20 protein-coding genes and 1 pseudogene are annotated in these 22113 nt (G+C 45.6%); 7 read left to right on the top strand and 14 right to left on the bottom strand.

Annotated elements, in window-relative coordinates; translation table 11 throughout:
- Positions 1-47: 47 nt before the first annotated feature.
- Together betB and betI are read right to left on the bottom strand one after the other, a co-directional pair.
- On the bottom strand, positions 48-1502 hold the full coding sequence (gene betB, locus K5609_RS04515) for a betaine-aldehyde dehydrogenase (protein ID WP_221077199.1): 1455 nt from the start codon (positions 1500-1502) through the stop codon (positions 48-50).
- Between the two features lie 47 nt (positions 1503-1549).
- Positions 1550-2143 (bottom strand): transcriptional regulator BetI, encoded by a 594-nt coding sequence (betI, locus tag K5609_RS04510; RefSeq protein ID WP_221076140.1) that lies wholly within the window; start codon positions 2141-2143, stop codon positions 1550-1552.
- 213 nt (positions 2144-2356) lie between these two features.
- Here betI and K5609_RS04505 point away from each other — a divergent pair, with 213 nt between their 5' ends.
- From K5609_RS04505 to K5609_RS04495, 3 genes are read left to right on the top strand one after another with little or no spacing between them, the layout of a single operon-like run.
- Positions 2357-3412, top strand: coding sequence for a hypothetical protein (locus tag K5609_RS04505; RefSeq protein ID WP_221076139.1), 1056 nt, complete (start codon positions 2357-2359; stop codon positions 3410-3412).
- Positions 3412-3759 carry a hypothetical protein gene (locus tag K5609_RS04500; protein WP_221076138.1) on the top strand — a complete coding sequence of 116 codons (348 nt, stop codon included), beginning with the start codon at positions 3412-3414 and terminating at the stop codon, positions 3757-3759. The genes K5609_RS04505 and K5609_RS04500 overlap by 1 nt, the downstream gene beginning before the upstream one ends.
- A gap of 24 nt (positions 3760-3783) precedes the next feature.
- Positions 3784-4137, top strand: a complete 354-nt coding sequence (locus K5609_RS04495) for a hypothetical protein (protein WP_221076137.1) — start codon at positions 3784-3786, stop codon at positions 4135-4137.
- Between the two features lie 213 nt (positions 4138-4350).
- On the opposite strand, the pseudogene K5609_RS04490 reads toward K5609_RS04495, so the two are convergent.
- Positions 4351-5637 (bottom strand): annotated as a pseudogene (locus tag K5609_RS04490) (DEAD/DEAH box helicase).
- 282 nt (positions 5638-5919) lie between these two features.
- Between K5609_RS04490 and dgt the strand changes: the two are divergent.
- Positions 5920-7431: a dGTPase gene (gene dgt / locus K5609_RS04485; protein ID WP_221076136.1), complete on the top strand. Its 1512-nt coding sequence runs from the start codon at positions 5920-5922 to the stop codon at positions 7429-7431.
- 167 nt (positions 7432-7598) lie between these two features.
- On the opposite strand, the gene K5609_RS04480 is transcribed toward dgt, so the two are convergent.
- The 7 genes from K5609_RS04480 to K5609_RS04450 form a co-directional block, all read right to left on the bottom strand.
- Positions 7599-7808 (bottom strand): cold shock domain-containing protein, encoded by a 210-nt coding sequence (locus K5609_RS04480; RefSeq protein ID WP_221076135.1) that lies wholly within the window; start codon positions 7806-7808, stop codon positions 7599-7601.
- Entirely contained in the window at positions 7809-8996 is a 1188-nt protein-coding gene (locus K5609_RS04475) for a reverse transcriptase family protein (RefSeq protein ID WP_221076134.1), read from the bottom strand.
- A 37-nt stretch (positions 8997-9033) separates the two neighbouring features.
- Positions 9034-9243: a hypothetical protein gene (locus K5609_RS04470; RefSeq protein ID WP_221076133.1), complete on the bottom strand. Its 210-nt coding sequence runs from the start codon at positions 9241-9243 to the stop codon at positions 9034-9036.
- Between the two features lie 595 nt (positions 9244-9838).
- Positions 9839-12724 carry an aminomethyl-transferring glycine dehydrogenase gene (gene gcvP / locus K5609_RS04465; RefSeq protein WP_221076132.1) on the bottom strand — a complete coding sequence of 962 codons (2886 nt, stop codon included), beginning with the start codon at positions 12722-12724 and terminating at the stop codon, positions 9839-9841.
- A gap of 111 nt (positions 12725-12835) precedes the next feature.
- Positions 12836-13228 carry a glycine cleavage system protein GcvH gene (gene gcvH / locus K5609_RS04460; RefSeq protein WP_221076131.1) on the bottom strand — a complete coding sequence of 131 codons (393 nt, stop codon included), beginning with the start codon at positions 13226-13228 and terminating at the stop codon, positions 12836-12838.
- Positions 13229-13306: 78 nt separating this feature from the next.
- Entirely contained in the window at positions 13307-14398 is a 1092-nt protein-coding gene (gcvT, locus tag K5609_RS04455; protein WP_221076130.1) for a glycine cleavage system aminomethyltransferase GcvT, read from the bottom strand.
- Between the two features lie 413 nt (positions 14399-14811).
- Positions 14812-15219 carry an XRE family transcriptional regulator gene (locus K5609_RS04450; protein WP_221076129.1) on the bottom strand — a complete coding sequence of 136 codons (408 nt, stop codon included), beginning with the start codon at positions 15217-15219 and terminating at the stop codon, positions 14812-14814.
- Between the two features lie 120 nt (positions 15220-15339).
- Here K5609_RS04450 and K5609_RS04445 point away from each other — a divergent pair, with 120 nt between their 5' ends.
- The 3 genes from K5609_RS04445 to K5609_RS04435 all read left to right on the top strand — a co-directional run bounded on the left by K5609_RS04445 (position 15340) and on the right by K5609_RS04435 (position 17729).
- Positions 15340-15927, top strand: a complete 588-nt coding sequence (locus K5609_RS04445) for an acyloxyacyl hydrolase (protein ID WP_221076128.1) — start codon at positions 15340-15342, stop codon at positions 15925-15927.
- A gap of 197 nt (positions 15928-16124) precedes the next feature.
- Positions 16125-17315 carry a serine hydrolase domain-containing protein gene (locus K5609_RS04440; protein WP_221076127.1) on the top strand — a complete coding sequence of 397 codons (1191 nt, stop codon included), beginning with the start codon at positions 16125-16127 and terminating at the stop codon, positions 17313-17315.
- A 15-nt stretch (positions 17316-17330) separates the two neighbouring features.
- The gene (locus K5609_RS04435; RefSeq protein WP_221076126.1) at positions 17331-17729 is read left to right on the top strand and encodes a hypothetical protein; all 399 of its coding nucleotides are present in this window, start codon (positions 17331-17333) and stop codon (positions 17727-17729) included.
- 50 nt (positions 17730-17779) lie between these two features.
- On the opposite strand, the gene K5609_RS04430 is transcribed toward K5609_RS04435, so the two are convergent.
- Genes K5609_RS04430 through K5609_RS04415 form a run of 4 tightly spaced genes read right to left on the bottom strand, consistent with a single transcriptional unit; the run spans position 17780 to position 22095 of the window.
- Complete coding sequence (locus tag K5609_RS04430; protein ID WP_221076125.1) at positions 17780-18988, bottom strand: FAD-dependent monooxygenase; 1209 nt, start codon at positions 18986-18988, stop codon at positions 17780-17782.
- A 19-nt stretch (positions 18989-19007) separates the two neighbouring features.
- Positions 19008-20207 carry a 2-octaprenyl-6-methoxyphenyl hydroxylase gene (ubiH, locus tag K5609_RS04425; protein WP_221076124.1) on the bottom strand — a complete coding sequence of 400 codons (1200 nt, stop codon included), beginning with the start codon at positions 20205-20207 and terminating at the stop codon, positions 19008-19010.
- Position 20208: 1 nt separating this feature from the next.
- Positions 20209-21504, bottom strand: a complete 1296-nt coding sequence (gene pepP, locus K5609_RS04420) for a Xaa-Pro aminopeptidase (protein WP_221076123.1) — start codon at positions 21502-21504, stop codon at positions 20209-20211.
- A gap of 24 nt (positions 21505-21528) precedes the next feature.
- The gene (locus K5609_RS04415) at positions 21529-22095 is read right to left on the bottom strand and encodes a UPF0149 family protein (RefSeq protein ID WP_163131973.1); all 567 of its coding nucleotides are present in this window, start codon (positions 22093-22095) and stop codon (positions 21529-21531) included.
- Between the last annotated feature and the right edge of the window lie 18 nt (positions 22096-22113).

Raw genomic sequence — 22113 nt, 5'->3', positions numbered from 1 at the left:
TCCCTGTTTGGCCAACCCAGCCTTAGCAGTGGTTAGTGCTGAATGGCTTATTCGTAAGGGCTTTCTAAGTCACCTAACTCAATCATTACACTCTTATTTTGGGTGTAGTGATTAAGCGTTTCTATGCCATTTTCTCGGCCAATCCCCGACTGTTTATAACCGCCTACGGGCATTTCTGCTGGCGAGCCGCCCCAGGTATTTACCCAGCAAATGCCGGCTTCTATTTGCGCAATAACCCGATGAGCACGCGATAAGTTTTGGGTGAACAAACCTGCCGCCAAACCATAGTCAGTGGCGTTAGCACGCTTAATCACTTCATCTTCATCACTAAAACGTAGAATCGACATTACCGGGCCAAAAATTTCATGCTTAACTTGCGGCATATCATCGCTACAATCGGCAAAAATGGTGGGTTGCACAAAGTAACCTTTATCTAAACCGTTAGCCGTTTCACGCTGGCCACCACATAGTAAACGTGCGCCAGAAGCTTTTGCTGCTTCAATAAAACCCAGCACCTTCTCTAAATGCTCGCGTGAGATAAGCGCGCCAATTTGTGTCTCCATATCACTTGGGTCACCCACTTTTAGCTTGCGCGTTCGATGAGTAATTTGCGCTACAAACTCATCGTAAATTGCATCATGCACAAACACCCGTGTACCGTGAGTACACACTTCGCCTTGGGTATAAAAGTTAGCTAGCATGGCTGCCGACACCGCGTTATTTAGCTTGGCATCGTCAAATACAATTAGAGGTGACTTGCCGCCCAGCTCCATAGTGATGTCTTTGAGTGTGCCAGCAGCATCGGCCATAACCTTTTTGCCAGTACCAGATTCACCAGTAAACGAAACCTTGGCGATATCAGGGTGGCGCGACAGCATTTGACCAACTCGGCAATCACCTTGCACCACGTTAAATACGCCATCAGGCACGCCAGCCTCGGTGAAGATCTCTGCCAATTTGAGTACAGACAATGGCGTTTCTTCCGAAGGTTTAAACACCATGGCGTTGCCTGCCGCTAAGGCAGGAGCCGATTTCCACATGGCGATTTGAATGGGGTAGTTCCACGCGCCTATTCCGGCACATACACCTAAGGGTTCGCGGCGCGTATAAAAAAACTGACCGTGGCCTAGGTCTTGTTGCTGGCCTTGAATAGCCGCCGCCAAACCCGCGTAATACTCAATCACATCGGCACCAGTAACAATGTCTACTGCTATCGCTTCTTGAATCGGCTTACCGGTGTCTTTCACTTCTAACTCTGCCAGCTCGTCGTTACGTTGGCGTAATATGGCAACAGCTCGCATCATAATGCGACCTCGCTCAGCGCCACTCATAGCCGACCACACTTTAAAGCCCTGCTGTGCAGAGGCCACAGCGCGATCTACATCTTCAGCCGAGGCTTGGCTAATTTGTGCTAACACTTCGCCAGTGGCAGGGTTAGTCGTGATAAATGTATCCGCCGAAGAGCCTTCAAGGGCTTCACCATGGATATAAAGAGACTTCATTGTCATCAAAATGCCTTAGTAATTAGCTGTTGTTGCTTAGTTAAAACTTAGCCTAAATAGGGGGCGAGCTGCTTTTCTAGGTAATCTGCTACCAGCTTTTGCGCATAATCAGCAGAAATACCCTCGGGATTAAGTGCCCCGCGCAGCCAAATACCGTCGATAAGTGCCGCTATTCCTTGGGCAACAAAAGCGGCTTGTTCGGCAGGTAAAATATGTTTGAGTTCAAAACGAAGGTGCGACAATAAGCGGCGCTCATTCACACGTTGCAAGCGATGTAAATCTTGGTCGTGCATGGCCTGTGCCCAAAATGCTAACCAGGTTTTAACTACCTTGCCTTCTACTTGGTAGCCATCAAAATTGGCAGCAACAATCGCCTTAACCCTAGCCATTACATCGTTGGGCTCAACAGCTTGCAGATGCGCAATGGAAGCGGCAGATAACTTACGTAACACAGTACGCATAGTTTCTTCTAATAAGCCGTGTTTACCACCAAAATAATGATGAATAATGCCCGAAGACACACCTGCATTTTTACTAATTAAAGTGACGCTTGCGCCCGACAAACCTACTTCGTTTATCACCGCCATAGTAGCTTCTACCAGCTGCGGTTTACGTATTTCAGGCATCCCTACCTTTGGCATAAGTGTCACTCAAATTTTTATTAATTGAACATCCAATTAAAAATAAACTACAGCATTTCGAGGGCAAGTTAAAGATTAGACAATTTGATTTAAGTTCAACCTTCAATAAGCAATTGTTAAATTTAAGTTTTAGACCTCTTACTTTGTTGACACTCAATACCAATTCCAACAGAATCACCACTAATGATTTATTTGTGATTAATGGACTAACCAATGAGCGATGACATTCTAATTTGCTTCAATAAAAGCAACTGCAGTAAACCGCCATGTGATACAAATGATAAAGATGCTTTGTTGGCTTTTAGAAAAGATAACCCACATATCTTAAGTAATACCATTCCTCATGGAACGCCATTTGTAGTAAGACAAATGAAGCCAACGCAAGACCGTAAGCCTTGGCAACAGCTCTACCCTCAAAAGGCTCGCCAGCTAAGAGAGCTCCGCTTACTTCCCCGCCAGCAACGAGTAAACATTGCAGACATGCTTAATCAGTTCGGCTCAGACTTAGTGACTGCAATGGCCGAATTTAACCAAGAGCATATCGCTCCTTTAGTATTTCACGATAAAATTGATCCAAGAAAAACAGGCAATCAAGCTGGGTACTCAGGAGCAGCTGCGACCGTGATTGAACAGAGGTTTAATACTTTTGGGGCAACGGCTGAGCGATATCAGAAAGCTTTAGAAGCCGTACGCAGAGGAAAGCTAGCTAAGCTCAGTAAAATCGAAATGACCAAGCTAGAACAAGCCGCAAAAAGCATGCACGCGGAACTGACGAGAAAGTTTCACCGAGAGATCAACAAATACGCGAGTAAAGCCAGCTCTAGGGGTAACGCTTGGACCAGAGCTCAACGTGGCATAAATCAGGCTAAAAGCGCTCGTAGCTTCCAACCAATAAAGCTTTCCACCACCAAAGAATTTAACTTAATAAAAGGTTTTGCCAGCAAAACAAGCATGTTAGGTTATGGAGCATTAGCCATTGATGCTGGCGTTCGTGGTGCTGGTGTATATGACCAATACAAAGCAGGAGCAAACTGGCAGAAATCAGCAGCAGTTGAAACTGCAGCCTTCGGCTCTGCTGCTGCAGCTGGAATGGCTGTTGGTTCCGTTGTAACTTCAACACTTTTAGGTATCGCACTATTCTCAACACCAGTAGGTTGGGTTGTAGCAGTAGGAATTGGGGTAACAGCGGGATACGGTGCAGCTGTAACAGGTGACACTGTTGGCCGTTTCTTTGCAGAAAGTGCCTACAAACTGGGCTCGAGCATATAATGAATTCATTAAATTTTGAAGATTACCTTGCTATTGTCGGTTTTGTTATTTTTCTAAACTGGGGAATAGCAACAATAGTCTTTAGAAAAATATCTGTTACCCACTTGGATAACGAACTATTAAAGGAAGGTTTTGGCCCAGCTGAATGGGATAAAGGCTTCGGAACACGAATAATGACATACGCCTTAGTCATCGTTAAAAAAGAAGTAAAAAGCACGCCGATTGTCGATAAGAACGCAGTTAAAAGACATGCCAGAGCAAAAGATATTAAACTGGCTTGGTACTACAATATATCTTCTGCGATATTTTTCATTTCTATTTTTTCTATATATTTTTTAATAGGATAGTAGAGCACGTCAAAGCTCTATGAAATGATTAGCCTAGTGGAAGTGCTTAATAGTATCGTGGCAGTGGGACTACCAATCACTTTTCTAACCTTCTCGATATCGCTCCTCTTATTTGGCCGCATATCGCTAAAACACTTCGATAAGCAGATAAAAAAAGTGCATGGTGACATACCAGAATGGGATAAAGGCTTTGGTACCCGTTTACCCATGTATGCCTTAACCGTAGTAAGTAAGCGAGTTGGCAACATACAACTTTACGACGAAAAACTAGTACAACGTTCAATAAGAACTATAGACAAAGTGTTAGCTGTTATTTTTTTAACTTCATCAGTCGCCATGTTATTCATTGGCCTAACCCATTACCTCATGTTTGGCTAACTTTATTCGAATCAAAGAAATAGCTAACCGAAATAATAGGTTAGCTATTCCCTTCTTCTATACAGACTATCTCGAACACCGTTTCCGCAGTGAGCTCTCAAATTGGGTAAAAAAAGTGGATCACAAAAAAGTTCAAAACGAATAACGTTATCTTTAATGGTTGATCAAATTGCTTTCACCTAAGTCCCTAACCTAACAACAGCTATATTCCACTTACTTTGTCCGCTTGTTACTTTTAGCACTCCTGCCAGAGCTTTTCCCACTGCGGCTTCCTCGCCCTTTCGATTTACCTTTGTAATCCGCAACGGGATCTGGCTCAAAATTGCCATATACATCGTCGTCATCGCAAAGCGGTTCTGGCTGTTTTTCAGTAGGAGCAAAGCGCGGGATAACATCCAATGTAAACTGGTGGCCAATCAGTCGTTCTATTGCCTTTAGCTGTTTAGACTCGTCTTCACTAAACAATGAAATCGCCAAGCCAGAGGCTCCAGCACGCCCGGTGCGGCCAATACGATGCACGTAGTCCTCTGCAACATAAGGTAAATCAACATTAATAACACATGGCAGTTGGCTAACATCAATGCCTCGCGAAGCAATATCTGTAGCCACCAGCACTTTTATGCTGCCACCTTTAAAGCCCTCTAGAGCATTGGTTCGCGCATGTTGGGTGCGGTTTGCATGAATAGATGCAGCGGTAATCCCCACATTCGCTAACTGAGAGACCAAAGCATCGGCACCGCGTTTAGTGCGACTAAACACCAGCACTTGCGGCCATTTATGCTTTTTAAGCAGGTGGATTAACAAGGCGTTTTTACGTGCTTTATCTACCGGATGAATACGTTGTTTAACCGTATCAACGGTGCTATTTACTGCGGTTACTTCAATAAGCTAGGGGTTATTAAGCCTGCCCCTGGCTAGTGCCTTAATCGGTTGAGAAAAGGTGGCAGAGAACAGTAAAGTTTGGCGCTGTTTAGGCAGCAAGCGTTGAATACTGCGAATATCGTCGATAAAGCCTAAATCCAACATCCGGTCTGCTTCATCAAGCACTAAAATCTCAAGCTGCTCAAACTTAACAGCCTGTTGTTTATAAAGATCAAGCAATCTACCCGGTGTTGCCACCAGCATGTCTACTCCACTGCGCAACTGGGCGATTTGCGGCTCAATCCTCACCCCACCAAATACCGCAGCAGTGCTAATGTTCATCTTGTTGCTGTAGTTTTTAACACTTTCGGCAACTTGTGCAGCCAGCTCTCGAGTTGGGGCAATCACTAATGCCCGCACCGCTAAGGCCTGCCGCTTGTTCCCACCCGCTAACAGCTGCACCATTGGCAAGGTAAAAGCGGCCGTTTTACCGGTGCCAGTTTGTGCTGCCGCCATAACATCACGCTGGCTTAACACAGCTGGAATAGCTTCAAGCTGTATTGGTGATGGAGTGGCATAACCCTGCTCTGCAACGGCTTTTAGCAAAGCATCACACAAACCTAACGCACTAAACGACATAAACAAGCCTTATAAAACAAGGTACTTTAATAAAAGCACTGTAATACTGGGAGTAAATACTCACCAGCTAAGCGGCTTAGTGTAACCGCCAAGGCCGTAAATACCACGCTAAAACCGTCGCCTTTATCGCAAGCAAATATAAAAACATCACTCCCACTGTTATCAATGCAACCCACTTCTCAGTAATGATCCAAACTACTATTTTCAAAAAACTCATTAATTGATTTTCTATAGATAATACAGCAGTATAAATACTCTAATTGACAGAGAGCGGCTTAGAGTATGACGGTAAATTTCGCTAGTAAGATTCTTGGCACTCGGCCCTACCCAGCAAAGCCAGATCTTAATGCCGACCTAAAGAAGTTTGAAAGCGACCGAGGCCGAATCATTAACAGCGCTGCGGTGCGCCGCTTACAACAAAAAACCCAAGTATTCCCGCTAGAGCGAAATGCCGCAGTACGCAGCCGCCTTACCCATTCTTTAGAAGTACAACAAGTGGGCCGTTATATCTCTCAGCTCATTTGCGAAGCCTTAGTTGATGAACAAAACAGCTACCAACTTAAAGGGCTTGAGCGCCAGTTAGAAAGCATTGTAGAAATGTCCTGTTTAATGCACGACATAGGCAACCCGCCCTTTGGTCATTTTGGTGAAGAAGCATTAATTGATTGGTTAAGTGAAAACCTCAACCACCTCTACCAAAGCTCTCAAGCAACAGAACTAGATGAAGACCAGAACGAAAAACCGAAACAAAATCTGCCAAAAGCGATTCATCGAGATTTAGTCAGCTTCGAGGGCAACGCTCAAGGCATAAGGCTTATTCACTCCTTATTAAAGCTAAACCTCACCTACTCGCAAGCCTCTGGCATACTCAAATACACTCGCTGTGGAACAGAAGCCAAGCCAGATAAAAGCGCACCGTTTAGTTACTTAAAAAAGAAAGTGGGTTATTACCTTAGCGAGCAAAACTACATTCAAGACATTCGCTACAGCCTAAATATAGAGCAATACTGCCGCTCGCCGTTTTCTTACATTATGGAAGCGGCGGATGATGTATCTTACGGCATTGCCGATTTAGAAGACGCCATAGAAAAAGGCGTGCTGAGCATTAAAGAACTAAAGCACGCCCTATTAGCCACTTTTGCCAAGCTAAGCAGTGAAAATGGCTGCAGCAAACCAAAAGAAATGGAAACCATTCTCGACTTTGCTCACCAAAGTAAAAAACCACAGCTAAGTGATGAAGAAAGAGACTCGATGTTTTTTGTTTACCTACGCGTAGCAGTAAACCAACGCTTGCCCGAACATGCCAAAAATCAGTTTGTAGAAAACTTAGAAGCGGTTTATCAAGGCAGCTTAAACCGGGCGCTTATCGAAGATGGCAGCGTAAACCACCTCATTGTAGAAACCTTTAAAAGCGTCGCGCTAGAGCGTTGCTTTTGCCACCCAGAAGTAGAAGCCCGCGAGCTACAAGGCTACCAAATTATCTCTGGCTTAATGGCCTGCTATCAACCGCTACTAGCGCTAAGCCAAGGCAAGTTTGAATACTTAGTAGATAACACCAAGCCCAAAGAAAAAAGCTCTGCTTACATACAGCGCCTATTCAAAAAACTACCAGCTAAACACTTAGCGGCGTATCAAAAGGCCATGGGCGAAGCACCAGTAAGTGATGCGTTTAGCAACGAACAATGTCGCGAGTTTTACTACCGCACAAGGCTGATTATTGACTATATCAGCGGCATGACCGATCAATACGCCTACGACGAGTTTAGAGCGTTTAATGTGATAAGTGATTTTTAAGTAAGCGGAAAAGGTGCTAAAGAGAACAGATATTTAAAGTGACTCTGCCCCCCTTTTATTTATTAGTTAAGAGACTAAGGGACAAAAGGGACTAGATGTTTAAAGTGACTCTTACCCCATTTATTCTCACTCTCCGGTTCACCAAGAGCCAAATGAAAAGCGAGTCATTAACCAAATTCTATAGCCATAGCTCTAGGCCCTTTAGCGGTCTTAACAACGTCAAACAATAGGACCTTTCCTATGGCTATAGCGTCAATATCAACTTCTGTCTCGAAATCATCTATAGAAAAAAAGAGGTCTTTGCCTTTCTCCCGCCTTATAAAGCCAACACCCTTAAAATCATTATAGGCATTAACCTTTCCATTCACTTTTGTCATTTAGCTCTCCCAAAAATCCTCAATAACTGGTACCGAGGAATAATGTGTCGCCAATTTTTTCCTAAAATGTTGAGCACGTTTTTTGTTTGTGCGAGACAATATTCCCAAACTATACATTAACTTATTATATTTATTAATTGTGCCCCATTGGACATGTTGCTCCCTTGGCACTTTCAAAGCAGCATAATAACGCTTACAAATTTTGTTCTCTTGATATTGGTCGTAAAGGGGCAAGATTTTAGTCAACCTTTTTCTGTAACTTTTGCCTTCCGAATGCTGTAATCGAACTAGTTTTGCTACCAGCCCAGAGGTTTTATTCCACAAGCTATGATAATCTTCACTAGTACGAGTTTGAGCGGCAAGCTGCTCACAGTTAAACACTAGCTGCCTAACATACCTCCTATCTTGCTTACGTACTTTGGGAAAACTAGCTCGAACACATAATCCAGTTACTTCAAACTCTTTATGCAATTCTTTTCGATCTGAAACTTTTGTCTTCGGAGATTTCAGAGACAGATTATGCTTGCGGAGCATTGCCGCTACCTGCTTTATTATCTTCTCACTTGTGTTTCCGTCCAGAGGCTTTTGAGACGAAATTGTTACATCATCCAATAACCGCGTATACCTGATCTGCTTCCCTCTTAAAGAACTCACCAAACGATACTCATCGTTAAAAAATACTAAGTTTGCCAAATAGCTTGATGCACAACCGCCTTGCGGCAAGCTTCCTCGATAAGTAGTTAATTTGGTTAGAAGGTCGACAACATCGTCGCTAAACCTAAAGAAATATTTAAAAATGTTCTTTACGGCATCTGCTTTGACATTTGGATAGAAGTTTTTTACGTCAAGATTTATCAACGTTTGACTGCGACCATGAATAGTAGCATTTTCAATATAATCACGTTTGCTATCTATCGTCGCTTTAATCCCTCCTTGAACGTATGGCGGGAATTCAACTTTAGCAAATATTCTTGAATTGAGTCGCTTTTGGATTTTTTTCAATTCATGTTTTGGATCACAAACCGTTCTAACCTTGCCCGTAGTTGGATGCTGCTTCAAGTTATAAGAAGTATAAGAGCTCTCGGCTTTATTAGCGATACTCTTTAATTTCAGCGGGTGTACACCCAAGGTGTTGGCCAAGACGTGAATAGAACCAATCGGCTTACAAGGGTATAAGGGTTTATCCATAACACACCAAAAACGTTAGAAAAAGAGAAGTCAGCTGTTAGATCAAATGAGTCAAGGCATCAGAAATTACTGGTACAGTCATGACTATCAGATTAACAGCCAAAGGGAGGTAGTCTAAAACTAGTCCTACCACACTCCTTGGGCTCTGGTCATTTTGCTTTTCAGTTGACTCATAGTTGGCTTCAACAGTGAGCTCTGTGCTTTCTTTTTGGCTTGTGTAACGGATATTTAAATCAAGCTTAGACATATTAATGTCTCCTATTAGTTGTGGACGAAATTGCCCTGCCAGACCAATAAGTTTTGAACCAGAAATCTAAATAATGACCATTGAGCCGACTTCTCTAATCGATGCCAGACAACCGTCGACCCAAATTAGTGATTTTTATGCGGGCAATTATGGCTCGCATTAAAAATCACATTAGGGCGCACAGATGCGGGTCAAGAACCTAGAAACTCTATAGTCTCAGGTTCGCTCCATAGAGCGTCGCTTTTCTGTTTGCTACACAAAAAAAACAATAAGCAAATGGGCGAATAGCACCCACGCCATTAATGATAATATTGTAAATTTGCATTGTAAAGTTTTTTTCTTTCTTTTTTATAAAGTTAACTGCCAAATTGATTCTTTGCTGGCTTTCCAATTTCGTTACCCTTGCCCCATGCTTTTCAGAGGAATAAAAAATATAAGGGGTCTAAGGGGTCTAAGGGGTCTAAGGGGTCTAAGGGGTCTAAGGGGTCAGAGTAACTTTAAATTCAACTGCGTAAACTCTGAAACTTCACGCACAAAAAAAGCGAAGCACTACTGCTTCGCTTTCTATCATAACACACTGAAAAGCTTTTGATTTTTACTCTTGGTAGGCTTCCATCGGCAGGCAAGCACAAAAGAGGTTCCTATCCCCATAAACATCATCAATGCGATTTACTGTAGGCCAGAATTTGTTTTGCTTAACTGCGTCACATGGGAACACGGCTAGCTCGCGGCTGTAGTTATGGGTCCATTGAGCATCGGTTAAGTCATCTAGAGTATGCGGGGCAAACACTAGTGGGTTGTCTTGTAGCGTCCACTCACCCGTTTCCACTTTAGCTATCTCGGCGCGTATCGATAACATCGCATCAATAAAGCGGTCGATTTCGGCTAGTGATTCCGACTCAGTAGGCTCTACCATTAGCGTGCCCGCTACTGGGAAGCTCATGGTTGGTGCGTGAAAGCCGTAGTCATTTAAGCGCTTGGCGACGTCCATTTCAGTAATGCCAGTAGCCTCTTTAAGTGGACGCATATCAATAATACATTCGTGCGCGACTCGGCCATTTTGTCCGCTGTATAAAATAGGGAAGCCTTGGCTTAAACGGCTAGCTAGGTAGTTAGCGTTTAGAATGGCAATCTCAGATGATTGGCGCAGCCCTTGGTTACCCAACATAGCTACGTACATCCAACTAATTGGCAAGATAGACGCGCTGCCATAAGGCGCAGCCGATACCGCGGCATTGGCGTGGCTGGCTTTGCCATTGCTTACTACGCTGTGGCCAGCTACAAAAGGTGCCAAATGGGCTTTAACGCCGATTGGCCCCATACCCGGGCCACCGCCACCGTGCGGAATAGCAAAGGTTTTATGCAGGTTTAAGTGGCTTACGTCGGAGCCAATAAAGCCTGGCGAAGTAATGCCTACTTGGGCGTTCATGTTGGCGCCGTCCATGTACACTTGGCCACCATTGTCATGAACAATGTCGCAAATCTCTTTAATGGTTTCTTCGTATACGCCGTGAGTACTTGGGTAGGTAATCATCACACAAGACAACTGCTCGGCTAGCTCTTCGGCTTTGCTGCGCATGTCGTCCATGTCTACGTTGCCCTCTTTATCACAGGCCACTACCACTACTTTTAAGTTAGCCATTTGTGCAGAAGCAGGGTTAGTACCGTGCGCCGAGCTAGGAATTAAACAAATGTTACGGTGATGGTCGCCGCGGCTAGCGTGGTATTTTTGAATCGCCAATAAGCCCGCATATTCACCCTGCGCGCCCGAGTTTGGCTGCATACAAATTGAATCGTAACCGGTAATGTTAACCAGCCAATCTTCTAGCTGGCTAATCATGGCGTGGTAGCCCTGCGCTTGGTCACTTGGGCAGAAGGGGTGCATGCTGGAAAACTCTGGCCAAGTTACTGGGATCATCTCGGCAGTGGCGTTTAGCTTCATGGTGCATGAGCCTAGCGAGATCATCGAATGGTTAAGCGCTAAGTCTTTACCTTCTAACTTGCGAATGTAACGCAGTACATCGGTTTCGCTGCGGTAACGGTTAAATACTTCGTGCTCCAAAATTGGCGTATCGCGTAGTAGCGTTTCTGGAATGCAGGTTTCGCCTTTCACAATGTCATCTAAACGCGCGGCATCTAAGCCGTGATCATCACCCAGCAATACCGTGAATAAGTCATTTACGTCGCTTGCTGTGGTGGTTTCATCTAGGCTTAGCGCTACGCTGCCATCTAAATCCATACGCAAGTTAATACCTAATGCTTCGCTGCGTGCTTTAATCGCGTCTTTATCGCTTACTTTGATGCTTAGAGTATCAAAGTATTGCGCGTGTTCTGGACTTAGTCCTTTGGCCTCTAGGCCGTGAGCAAGAATAGCGGTTAAGCGGTGAATGCGTTGGGCAATGGTGCGCAGGCCATCTGGGCCGTGGAATACCGCGTAAAACGAGGCCATGTTGGCCAGCAATACTTGGGCAGTACAAATGTTTGAGTTGGCTTTTTCGCGGCGAATATGTTGCTCGCGGGTTTGCAGTGCCATACGCAGTGCAGGCTTGCCACGCCTGTCTTTAGAGACACCAATAATTCGACCCGGTAAGGAGCGTTTGTAAGCGTCTCGGGTTGCAAAAAATGCTGCATGTGGTCCGCCGTAACCCATAGGTACACCAAAGCGTTGAGCGCAGCCTAGTACTACGTCGGCACCCATGGCACCTGGCGATTTAAGCATTACCAAGGCCATAATATCGGCCGCTACAGCCACAATGCCTTTGTTGCTATGTACTTGTTCAATAAGCTCGCTTAAATCGCGCACTCGGCCAGTAGTGCCGGGGTATTGCAACAGCGCGCCAAACACATTGTGCTCAACCACGCTTTCGGCTGGGCCTACTTCAACGTCGAAACCGAAGAAATCGGCACGCTCTTTTACTACGTCGATGGTTTGCGGGTGCACGTCGTCGGCAATAAAGTACAGGTTACATTTTTTATTTTTAGACACACGCTTAGCAAGCGCCATGGCCTCGGCTGCGGCGGTAGCTTCATCCAATAACGAAGCACTAGCTAGCTCTAAGCCAGTTAAATCTAGGGTTAACTGTTGGAAGTTAAGCAGTGCTTCTAAGCGGCCTTGGGCAATCTCTGGTTGGTAAGGTGTGTAGGCGGTGTACCAACCTGGGTTTTCAAATACATTACGTAAAATAACGTGCGGTACATGGGTATTGTGGTAGCCCATACCAATGTAGCTACGGTAAACCTTGTTTTGCTTAGCTAGCTTACGTAATGCAGCAAGCGCTTGTTGCTCGGTGAGGCTATCGCCAATACTTAGGTCTTGGTTTAAACGAATTTGCTGAGGCACCGTTTGCTCAATAAGTTGCTCTACAGAGCTTAAGCCAAGCTGTTTAAGCATGGTATTAACTTCGGCTTGATCGGGGCCAATATGGCGGCGAATAAAGTCTTGGTTTTGCTCTAATTCGGTTAACGGCAAAGACGGGTTCATTAAACTATTCCTGTATTACTGAAACAAAATGCGTTGCGTTTAGTCGGGTTTATTGTTGTGTTACGGACAAAAAAAGCGCCCCGACTAGCGGAGCGCATTTTTGATCAAAGCTTATTCATCTTCTTCGATAGTGGCGGCGTAATCTTCGGCCGAGAGTAAGTTCTCTAGCTCGCTTTCGTCGCTCACTTTAACTTTAAACATCCAACCATCACCGTAAGCATCGCTGTTTACTTGCTCGGGTGAATCTTCTAGCTCGTCGTTAATCTCTACTACTTCGCCGCTTACTGGTGCGTAGATGTCTGAGGCGGCTTTAACCGACTCCGCCACTGCGCAGTCATCGCCTGCGTCAATCTCGTCGCCTACGTCTGGTAAGTCAATAAATACCATGTCGCCTAGTAGCTCTTGCGCGTGCTCACTAATGCCAACGGTGTATACGCCATCGCCTTCTGAACGTACCCATTCGTGAGTACTGGCATAACGCAGTTCGGCAGGGATATTAGCCATAATTCCTTTCCTCTATAAGTTCTTACTTAAGGTTTTAATTTAAAGTTAAATCTACAAACAAAATTCGATTATTGGGGCTTACACTTTGGCGCCATTACGCACAAATACAGGTTTTACTACTTTCACTTTAACCTGTTTTTTGCGCATTTCCACTAAGGCTTCTTCAACGTCGCAATTGGCGATACGAGCCAGCGCAATACTTTGACCCAAAGTAGGAGAAAAAGTGCCACTGGTGACAACGCCAGGTAAGGCTTCACCATATTCATTCACAACGGTAACCGCTTGGCCTGCACGCATTACGCCTTTGGTTTCCATAACTAAACCTACCAGCTTGTCGGTGCCTTCAGCTTTTTGTGCTTCTAACGCTTTACGACCAATAAAGTCGCGGTCTTCAGGTGCCCATGCAATGGTCCAGCCCATGTTTGCCGCCAGCGGTGATACGCCCTCGTCCATGTCTTGACCATATAAATTCATGCCTGCTTCTAAACGCAGGGTATCGCGCGCGCCTAAACCACAAGGTTGTACACCTTGCGCTTCTAGGGCTTTCCAAAGCGCTACCGCTTTATCTTGCGGTACCACAATTTCGTAGCCTTGCTCACCGGTATAACCAGTTGTCGCAATAAATAAGTCGCCAGCTTGTACACCAAAGAACGGCTTCATACCTTCGATAGCGAGGTTTTGGTCATTGTCTAATACCGCAGAAGTCAGCTTTTTAGCCTGTGGGCCTTGTACCGCTATCATCGCTAGCTCTGGGCGCTCGGTAATGCTTACTGCAAAATCACTGGCTTGTTGGTTGATCCACGCTAGATCTTTTTCGCGCGTAGCCGAGTTAACCACTAAGCGGTAATCGGTTTCGCTAAAGTAATAGGTAATAAGGTCGTCAATCACGCCGCCTTCATGGTTTAACATGCCGCCGTAAAGCGCTTTACCTTTAACGGTAAGTTTGGCCACGTCGTTAGCTAATAGTTTTCGAAGAAAAGCTTGGGCTTGCTCGCCCTGCACATCAACAATGGTCATGTGGGATACATCAAACATGCCAGCGGCTTGGCGAACAGCGTGGTGCTCTTCGATTTGTGAGCCGTAGTTAATCGGCATTTCCCAGCCGTGAAAATCCACTAACTTTGCGCCTGCGTCGAGGTGCGCTTGATGAAGTACCGTTTGCTGTGTCATGTGCTGATCCCTTTATTATGAGGACGCGAAGGATAAACTCCCCCTGCCAATGCTGAACAATTATAGCGAGATGTGCGCAACAAGAAAGCACCAATCACAAGCTGAGCTAATCTATAAGCTGCACAATTTACTTACATCCCTTCAACAGCGTGGTGACAAGCTTTAGCTAAAAACGCCCCAAAACAGCAAAAAACACCAACAAACCAAGCCAAATCTTAGTTATTCACTAATTATTGCTAGCCTACGCAAACATAACCACAATTTAAAAGGCCGACTCAAAACCGCCAATCATTAGTTAAACTAATCCACAAGAAAAAACTTAATAAAAATAAATCACCTGTTTAAGCGCTTCAATTAGCAAAATTAAGCCATTGGTACCTGTTCAATATTTAAACGAAGAGAGTGTTAACAGCTTAGCTTATGCGTTGATGCTTTCGCAGGGTTTGCATTAAAGAGTGCAGCAACTCGATGTCTTCATTGGGCATGCTCATCATTTCATCCATTAAACTAAGCACACTAGCAGGCACAGCCAGTTGGCCACCGTGAATACGGTCTATTTCATCAACTGGAAAGAACTGCAAAATGCTTACGTCTAAGACTTTGCCCAAACGAAATAAGTCAGACACGGTAAATTGGCTGCCCTGTTGCTTATCCATTTTGCTATAAAAAGCGGTTTTGCCAATATTGGCTTTGTCAGCCAAAGCACTTTTGCTCATGTTGTTATGCACCATGTAAGCTTCGATGCGTTCTATCAGCATCATTCTAAAGCGCTGTTCATCTTCGCCAAAAAACTCAAAACCTTCGGTATTCAATTCCGCCATTTGCCTTTGCTCTTTTTACACTATATGAAATACAGCTTAGTCCTTTGTTCATATTATGAAAATAGAATTATCTAGAGTTGCCCTCAGAAGGCTTTAAACAACCACCATGAGGCAGCATTTATGCAGCAAGTTGCATTACTTTCCCCTTCCAAGGCTAAAGGCCAAAAACTAACGACCAGCTTAGCCTGGCTGTGTTTAATGCTATTAAGTGTTGAGTTGCCCGCCAAACAATTAAACATTGGCGTGGGCTATGGCCCGCAAGTAGGCGCCAATGTTGATCGACAAAACAACGCGGTATTTGATCTTAGTTACACCTTTTGGGATCGCCGCTTTGGCGAGAATGAGCGCTGGCAATTACTGCTGGGTGTGGGCTACAGCCACTTGGTGAGCGATGTTGAACAAAACAGTGAAGTAGATGTGTACTCAATACTTCCCACCATTCGTTACAACTTAAAAGCTCGCGATAGCTTCGACCCATATTTCGGCTTTACTGCTGGGCCTTCCATCATGTCATCCAATAAGTTGGGCTATCAAGAGCAAGGCTCGCGGTTTCTGTTTAACGACTTCATTAGCTTTGGCGCTTATTTTGGAGAGAACAGACAGTGGGAGCTTAGCTTTTCTTGGCGTCACCTTTCTAACGCCGATTTGCTTCCTCCTAATCCCGGTTTTGATGTGCCCTTTAGCCTTAGTCTTGGCCGTAAATTCTAAACCCTAGCTTGCCAGTACCGCGATGAATTAAAAGTAATCGGCTCTTTTCGTATTACGAAATCGACAAAGTTCAGAGTTCATATTATGAAATTAGCATTGCGTAATATGAAGACATTGAAACAACAACACAACTTTGCAGCTTGAGGAACAAGCTGTTAACCCTAGGCAGGATTCGCCAAACCATAAGGTGAATAACCATGACAAATAGCAAAACACTTAAAACCGCTTTTATCGCGAGCTTAGCCGCTGCAGCCATTCTCAGCATTGGTGTAAGTGCTGCACCTTCTAACTTAACGCCATTAACTATTGATACTTGGCAACAGCAACGCGCCGAAGGCCTAATAAACTTGCCGTCAATCACCCCCAACGTAATGGCCGTTAACGCGCAAGACAGCTTTCGCATTAATCACCAAAAGCGCCATTACGAGATTCATGAAATTGACTCGGTAGCCAGAATCATTAACCACCCGGCGGTGGCCAGCATAGTAGTGATGAACCAGCATGGCGATGTAATGCTAGAGCACTACCGCGATAGTGATCGCAATAGCATTTACTCGGACCAGTCTTCGACTAAGTCGATGGGGTATATATTGCTAAACCGCGCCCTTAAAGCCCAAAAAATCAGCTTGGATGACAAGGTAGAAAAATACCTGCCAGAGATTGGCGCAGGCTTTAGAGGCCGCACCGTAGGCGATGTTGCAAACATGGCGGTAAACCATGATATTTCTGAGCTAGCGGCATACACCGGTGACCCAGAAGCGCTAAAAATGTTTGATGAAGATGAGCGAGTCATAGGCCTACAACGTAACGACCAGCGCAAAACCCTACGCGAGTTTGCCAATGAAATTGGCGCCATGGGCCCCAGCAATGAGTGGAAAGGGAAAATGGCCAATTACGCCACCATTAATACCAACGTACTAATGCTGATTCTTGAGGCTGCCACTAACACACCTGCCGACCAGTTGGTGCGCGAACTAATGCACGATATTGGCGGAGAGCAAACCGTTTACATGGGCACCGACTTTGAAGGTGTTCCGATGATTGGCGCATCGTTGATGTCGGCTAGCTTAGACTTTGCCCGCTATGGCCGCTTGCTCATTGAAGATAGCAAAGCTGTAAAACAAGATATTAAACAAGCTAAGAAAGACGGAGAGGTAGTGCCTGCAGAGCTTACCGCCATTGAGTCTCGCTATTACAAATCGGCAATTATGAACAAATATGGCTTGGGCCACAGCGGTTGGGGCGGACAACTTATTTGGGCTGATCCAGAGTCTGGCACCATTATCGCGATTAACAGCCGCATCGCCAGTGAATTGCCAGCGCCTTACGAGCACTTTAACAAGCTCTACCAAGCAGCTTACGACATTATCGAACTGCTACGTAAATAGGCCTAGGAGCACTCCATGAATTCGCAACAATTGAATAAGAGCATTCGATATAAAACGGCAATAATAAGAGCTTTACTAGCCGCGATGTTTGGCATGTTTATCTTGTCTTTAAGTGTACAAGCCGAAGAAACGCACCAGCTACAAACCGGCGAGGAGTACGCCATGGTGGTGGCCAAAGGAAAACTACTGAGCTTAACCAAGTGGAAGGTTGAAGTAGACTTTGGCCAAGCTTTAGAGATTGGCATAAAAAACAAAGATCTATTGCGAGATAACCAGGGCAAAGTAATTGCTTTTAACTCACCGATGGATGCACTTAATCACTTGAATCAATCAGGTTGGATATTGGTATCTGCCAATACCAGTGGTGACCAGTTCTCGGCGATTATGAAGCGCAGTAAGCCACGCGACCAATAAGCTTAGCAACCAAAAGCGCTGGCACTTTCTCTAAGTGTCAGCGCTAAAGCTTAGACTTTACAGTTGGCTCGCTTAGGCAGGTCACCTTCTAAACCCAAGGCCCGACGCATCGCTTGTTGCTTAAGCGGTTCAGCTTTATCCACCAAGCTCATGCCTACTCCGCGCAGCAGTTTAAGTGCAGGATTGGTATTGCCAAATAAGCGCTTAAACAATTCCATTGAGGCGATCATTTGGCTGGCTTCGCTTTTACGCCAGCGCTCAAAGTGGCGTAGATTGGCGTAGTCGTTAATGCTCTTGCCTGCTTGTTGCAAAGCTATTAGCTCTTGTGCCAGCGCGGCAGCATCCATTAACCCTAGGTTTACACCCTGCCCAGCTAAGGGGTGAATGGTGTGGGCGGCATCGCCAATAAGGGCAAAACCTTTACCGGCAAAATCGCGTGCATAACGCATTCGCAGTGGGAAGCCAGCGCACTCACCTACTCGCTCACACAGACCTAAGCGATTATCAAAGGCCATAGTAAGTTGCTTATTAAACTCGGCCTCACTCATGGCTTGCAGCTCTGCCGCTCTGTCGGGTGAAACCGACCAAACAATCGAACAGGTATTGGCATCGCTTAAGGGTAAAAAGGCTAAGGGACCTTCTGGGGTAAATATTTGGCGGGCACAATCTTGGTGTGGTTCAGCGGTTTTAATGGTGGCCACAATGGCAGTGTGCTGGTAATCCCAATAGGTAAGAGGGATATCTAGTTGTTGGCGCAACCAAGAGTTTGCGCCATCTGCCGCCACCAGCAGTTTAGAGCTTAGACCTTGGCCATTGGCAAAGCTTAACCATGATTCACTATCGCCGCGGTGCAATTTGTCTACTGCCTGCTCAATAATAGTGACATTGCTCTGCTGGCTAACTTGTTGCCATAAGGCGTGACGAATAATGTCGTTTTCTACAATGTGACCAATGTTTGGCACCATCATCTTTTCTGCTTGAAAACGAATCTTAGCAAAGCTGTCGTGCTCCCAAACTTGCATGTCGTTATAAGGTGCGACTCGCTGCTCTACTATGCTTTGCCATACTCCTAGCGATTGTAAAAACTGTTGAGAAGACAAACTAAGTGCACTCACCCGCAAGCTGTATTCGCTCAGCTCTGGCGGCTGCGAGGGTTTGGGTTCAACAATGGCAATACGCAACGAGCTGTCGGCCAGTGCACTGGCTAAGGCCAAACCTACCATTCCACCACCAATAATTGTTAAATCAACCGCTTGCATTTGCCTGTCCTAGTGCTTGTTAAGAGAGATATAAACCTAAGCTTTGTTTCGCTAGCAGCGATTTAAAGCGAGGAGAAAGTTGCATAGCCATAAGGCCAAGGTTACGTGGAACTACCGAAGTTTTGTCGTTGCTGGCAAACAAACTAGCCAGCGTAGATGTCATGGAAATGGTGCGGGCATTATCTTGCTCACGCGCTTGTTGATATGCATCTAATAGGCTGTGCGCGCCTAAATCGCCGCCGCAGCTCCACTGCTGTTGAATCAGTTCCGCCAGAGCCGCTACGTCACGCAGCCCTAAATTAAAGCCCTGCCCGGCAATAGGGTGCAGCGCATGGGCGGCATTGCCTAGCACCAATAAACGGTGACTAAACAAACGTGGGTAATAACGCAGCGCTAAGGGATAGGCAAAGCGTTTGCCCACGCCAATAAAGCGCCCAGCACGGTAACCAAAAGCGCGCTGTAGCTCCGCTAAAAACTCATTCTCACTGGCCGCTTGCAGGCGCTGAGCATCCTCGCCATTAAGTGACCAAACTACCGACCAACGATTGTCGGTCATAGGTAATAGCGCTAATGGCCCATCTTCGGTAAAGCGTTCAAAAGCGCGACCTGCGAGATCTTGCTCTGCCTGCACATTGGCAATTAAGGCAAACTTGCCAAAATCATGTTGCTGTTGATTGCCTATTTGCTTACCCACTAGTGACTCAGCGCCATCTGCGCCCACTAATAAGCTAGCACTAATGGTTTGCTGCTTATCTAGCTCTACAAGTACTTGCTCTGACTGCTGCTCAATCTTGTTTACCTTGTTGGGGCAAAACAACTGCACCTGCTGGCGCTGGCTAAGTAGAGTGTGAAACTCACGACCTGCGTGTTCTAGCTCTATCACTTGCCCTAGAGCATCAAGCTGATACTCCTGAGCATTTAAGGTGGTATAGCCGCAATGGCCGCGATCCGAGACATGGATATGCTCAATGGCGCAAGTATGTGGCGCTAAAAATTGCCACAAGTTTTGCTGTTTTAGCCACTGTTCTGAGCCAGCCGATAAAGCAATAGCGCGACCATCAAAGCCCGGGTGCTGGCCAAAATTTAGCTCGGCGGCCTCGATAACCGCAATGCGTAAAGGCTGTTCAGCACTAGCATTGCTTAAAGCTAAAGCAAGGCTTGCGCCTGCCATGCCTGCACCAACAATGGCAATATCAAAGTGCTGATGCTGAGCGGTCATACTAGCCATTTGCCATTAACGCTTCTATTTCGGCAATAGATTTAGGTACATCGCTGGTCAGAATTTCACGACCATCCCTGGTTATCACTACATCGTCTTCAATACGAATACCTATGCCTTGATAAGCCGCTGGCACCTCGGCATCTGCAGGAATATACAAGCCAGGTTCAATGGTGATGGCCATGCCCTCTACCAATGGTCGAGTGCGCTTAACATCGTAATAGTCACCCACATCGTGTACGTCTAGGCCAATCCAATGTCCTAAACCGTGCATGTAATATTCTTTGTAAGCTTCTTCTTCGATGAGCTTAGCAACGTCGCCCTGCATAATGCCCAGTTCCACCAAGCCACTCACCATAATCTTAAGCACCTCTTGGTTAACTTGGTAAATAGACACACCTGGTTTTAGCATGTCTAAAGCGGCTAATTGAGCATCTAATACTACGTTATAGAGCTTGGCTTGCTCTGGGCTGAACTTACCGTTTACCGGGAAGGTACGGGTAATATCACCGGCATACATTTGGTATTCAGCGCCGGCATCAATAAGCACCAAATCGCCATCTTGCATCACGCTTTCGTTTTCGGTGTAATGCAAGATACACGCGTTATCACCAGCGCCAACAATGGTGCCGTAAGCAGGCGCGCGTGAGCCGGCCATTAAAAACTCGTGATGAATTTCGGCTTCTAACTGGTATTCCCACATGCCTATCTTACAGCTGCGCATAGCACGCACATGACCAGCGGCAGAGATCTCGCCTGCTTTGCGCATTAGCGCCACTTCTTCGGCCGATTTAATCAGGCGCATTTCATCAACAATGGGTCGCCAGTCTTCGATTTGCTTAGGCGCTTTAAAGCCTTGGCGCAAACCATTGCGTAGGCATTCGATGGCAGCAAAAATTTGTTGGTCGTAAGCAGGGTAACGCCCTTGGGCCAAATACACTTTGTCTAGGCCATCTAGCTCAAGATGTAAATGCTCGCCAAATTCTTCTATGGCGTGAGCTTTATCGATAGCCAAATTACTTACAGCTTGCTCTTGGCCTAAACGGCGGCCTTGCCAAATTTCGGCCAGCTTATCTTTGCGGCGATTAAACAACACGGTGCGAGTTTCGCCAGCGTGTTTAATAAGCAATAACATTGCGCTGGGCTCGTTAAAGCCAGAGAAGTAGTAAAAGTCGCTGTCTTGGCGAAAGGGAAACTCAGTGTCGCGGCTGCGCGTTTGTTCTTCGGCAGCACAGAAAATCGCAACACTGTTGTCTGACATGGCAGCAAATAACTGCTGACGACGTTGTAAAAACACAGCAACTCCTTGGCTTATAAGTGTTTAATGCAGTGTAGGTTGTTGTTGGTCGCTATCACTGGCAGTGAGGTGAGCAAAAATAGTAATCGCGCCAATGCGAACGTATTCCACTACTTGGAATAGGGCTTGTTCGTTCTCTTCTTCGTCATCATCTAAATCGGAAGATAATTGGCTAATTTCGGTGAAGTCTTTAACCAGTTCTTGCACGTCTTCAGAGAGTTTATTTAGGTCGTTTTGCACTACCCCAAAACCCACTAAAAAGCTTTGTACCCATTGGGCTAAGGCTTCGGTGCGCTCTTCTACCACTACTTCGTCGTCGGGCAACATCAATTGAAAACCTAACAAGCTATCACTCATCCCGCTATGGGTGGCTTCCATTACTATTTTAAGCTGCTTTTTAATCTCAACAGGTAAACCTTGGCCATCGTTAATCAGCGCATTAATCTGGCTCATCCAGTCACCGTCATTGGGCAGGCCAGCTGCTAGTAAGCCACTTAACAGGCCATGAACTTCTGCAGGGCTAACCAATATTTTTGAACCTATGAGTAGTTCACCCAGATCTTCATAATCTGGATATGCAATTTTAGTCACGTTAAATACCTAGCTACT

It is taken from the genome of Agarivorans aestuarii (assembly GCF_019670125.1).
GTDB lineage: Bacteria > Pseudomonadota > Gammaproteobacteria > Enterobacterales > Celerinatantimonadaceae > Agarivorans > Agarivorans aestuarii.
This window is presented reverse-complemented; position numbering and strand designations above follow the sequence as displayed.

Bases quoted from the DNA above. Each gene is read 5' to 3' on its own strand.
- betB (WP_221077199.1), bottom strand. From the start codon at position 1,502: ATGAAGTCTCTTTATATCCATGGTGAAGCCCTTGAAGGCTCTTCGGCG.
- betI (WP_221076140.1), bottom strand. From the start codon at position 2,143: ATGCCAAAGGTAGGGATGCCTGAAATACGTAAACCGCAGCTGGTAGAA.
- K5609_RS04505 (WP_221076139.1), top strand. From the start codon at position 2,357: ATGAGCGATGACATTCTAATTTGCTTCAATAAAAGCAACTGCAGTAAA.
- K5609_RS04500 (WP_221076138.1), top strand. From the start codon at position 3,412: ATGAATTCATTAAATTTTGAAGATTACCTTGCTATTGTCGGTTTTGTT.
- K5609_RS04495 (WP_221076137.1), top strand. From the start codon at position 3,784: ATGATTAGCCTAGTGGAAGTGCTTAATAGTATCGTGGCAGTGGGACTA.
- dgt (WP_221076136.1), top strand. From the start codon at position 5,920: ATGACGGTAAATTTCGCTAGTAAGATTCTTGGCACTCGGCCCTACCCA.
- K5609_RS04480 (WP_221076135.1), bottom strand. From the start codon at position 7,808: ATGACAAAAGTGAATGGAAAGGTTAATGCCTATAATGATTTTAAGGGT.
- K5609_RS04475 (WP_221076134.1), bottom strand. From the start codon at position 8,996: ATGGATAAACCCTTATACCCTTGTAAGCCGATTGGTTCTATTCACGTC.
- K5609_RS04470 (WP_221076133.1), bottom strand. From the start codon at position 9,243: ATGTCTAAGCTTGATTTAAATATCCGTTACACAAGCCAAAAAGAAAGC.
- gcvP (WP_221076132.1), bottom strand. From the start codon at position 12,724: ATGAACCCGTCTTTGCCGTTAACCGAATTAGAGCAAAACCAAGACTTT.
- gcvH (WP_221076131.1), bottom strand. From the start codon at position 13,228: ATGGCTAATATCCCTGCCGAACTGCGTTATGCCAGTACTCACGAATGG.
- gcvT (WP_221076130.1), bottom strand. From the start codon at position 14,398: ATGACACAGCAAACGGTACTTCATCAAGCGCACCTCGACGCAGGCGCA.
- K5609_RS04450 (WP_221076129.1), bottom strand. From the start codon at position 15,219: ATGGCGGAATTGAATACCGAAGGTTTTGAGTTTTTTGGCGAAGATGAA.
- K5609_RS04445 (WP_221076128.1), top strand. From the start codon at position 15,340: ATGCAGCAAGTTGCATTACTTTCCCCTTCCAAGGCTAAAGGCCAAAAA.
- K5609_RS04440 (WP_221076127.1), top strand. From the start codon at position 16,125: ATGACAAATAGCAAAACACTTAAAACCGCTTTTATCGCGAGCTTAGCC.
- K5609_RS04435 (WP_221076126.1), top strand. From the start codon at position 17,331: ATGAATTCGCAACAATTGAATAAGAGCATTCGATATAAAACGGCAATA.
- K5609_RS04430 (WP_221076125.1), bottom strand. From the start codon at position 18,988: ATGCAAGCGGTTGATTTAACAATTATTGGTGGTGGAATGGTAGGTTTG.
- ubiH (WP_221076124.1), bottom strand. From the start codon at position 20,207: ATGACCGCTCAGCATCAGCACTTTGATATTGCCATTGTTGGTGCAGGC.